Source organism: Acerihabitans arboris (assembly GCF_010131535.1).
GTDB classification, from domain to species: domain Bacteria; phylum Pseudomonadota; class Gammaproteobacteria; order Enterobacterales; family Enterobacteriaceae; genus Acerihabitans; species Acerihabitans arboris.
Genome location: NZ_WUBS01000055.1, coordinates 1 through 1,111 on the forward strand (window position 1 = coordinate 1; position 1,111 = coordinate 1,111).

Here is a 1,111-nt window from a genome sequence, read left to right on the forward strand (position 1 = left end):
AGTCTTACGCGATAACTTTGGCAACCACGCCGGCGCCAACGGTACGGCCGCCTTCGCGGATCGCGAAACGCAGGCCGTCGTCCATGGCGATCGGGGCAATCAGGTTAACAACCATCTTGATGTTGTCGCCTGGCATAACCATTTCCACGCCTTCCGGCAGTTCGATGGTACCGGTCACGTCGGTGGTGCGGAAGTAGAACTGAGGACGGTAGCCCTTGAAGAACGGAGTATGACGGCCGCCTTCATCCTTGCTCAGGATATAGACTTCAGACTCGAACTGGGTATGCGGGTGGATTGAACCCGGTTTAGCCAGTACCTGGCCGCGTTCTACGTCGTCACGCTTGGTGCCGCGCAGCAGCACGCCCACGTTTTCGCCGGCACGGCCTTCGTCCAGCAGTTTGCGGAACATTTCGACGCCGGTACAGGTGGTCTTGATGGTGGCTTTGATGCCGACGATTTCAACTTCTTCGCCCACTTTGACGATGCCGCGTTCTACACGACCGGTCACCACGGTGCCGCGGCCGGAGATGGAGAATACGTCTTCGATAGGCAGCAGGAACGGTTTGTCAATCGCGCGGACCGGTTCCGGGATATAGGTATCCAGGGCTTCGGCCAGTTCGATGATTTTAGCGGTCCAGGCTTCGTCGCCTTCCAGTGCTTTCAGCGCGGAACCACGGATGACCGGGGTGTCGTCGCCTGGGAAGTCGTACTGGGAAAGCAATTCGCGCACTTCCATTTCAACCAGTTCCAGCAGTTCTTCATCATCAACCATGTCGCATTTGTTCATGAACACGATGATGTAGGGAACGCCTACCTGGCGAGCCAGCAGGATGTGTTCGCGAGTCTGCGGCATCGGGCCGTCGGTCGCGGCAACCACCAGGATTGCGCCGTCCATCTGGGCAGCACCGGTGATCATGTTTTTCACATAGTCGGCGTGTCCCGGGCAGTCTACGTGCGCGTAGTGACGGGCAGGGGTATCGTATTCAACGTGAGAGGTGTTGATGGTGATACCACGGGCCTTTTCTTCCGGCGCATTGTCGATCTGATCAAAAGCGCGGGCGCTGCCGCCGTAGGCTTTAGCCAGCACGGTGGTGATGGCGGCGGTCAGGGT

At 58.5% G+C, this 1,111-nt stretch carries 1 protein-coding gene; it reads right to left on the minus strand.

Annotation, left to right across the window (positions count from 1 at the left end):
• Positions 1–4 precede the first annotated feature (4 nt).
• On the minus strand, positions 5–1,111 hold a 1,107-nt coding region (tuf, locus tag GRH90_RS25860; RefSeq protein WP_162368815.1), incomplete at its 5' end, for an elongation factor Tu.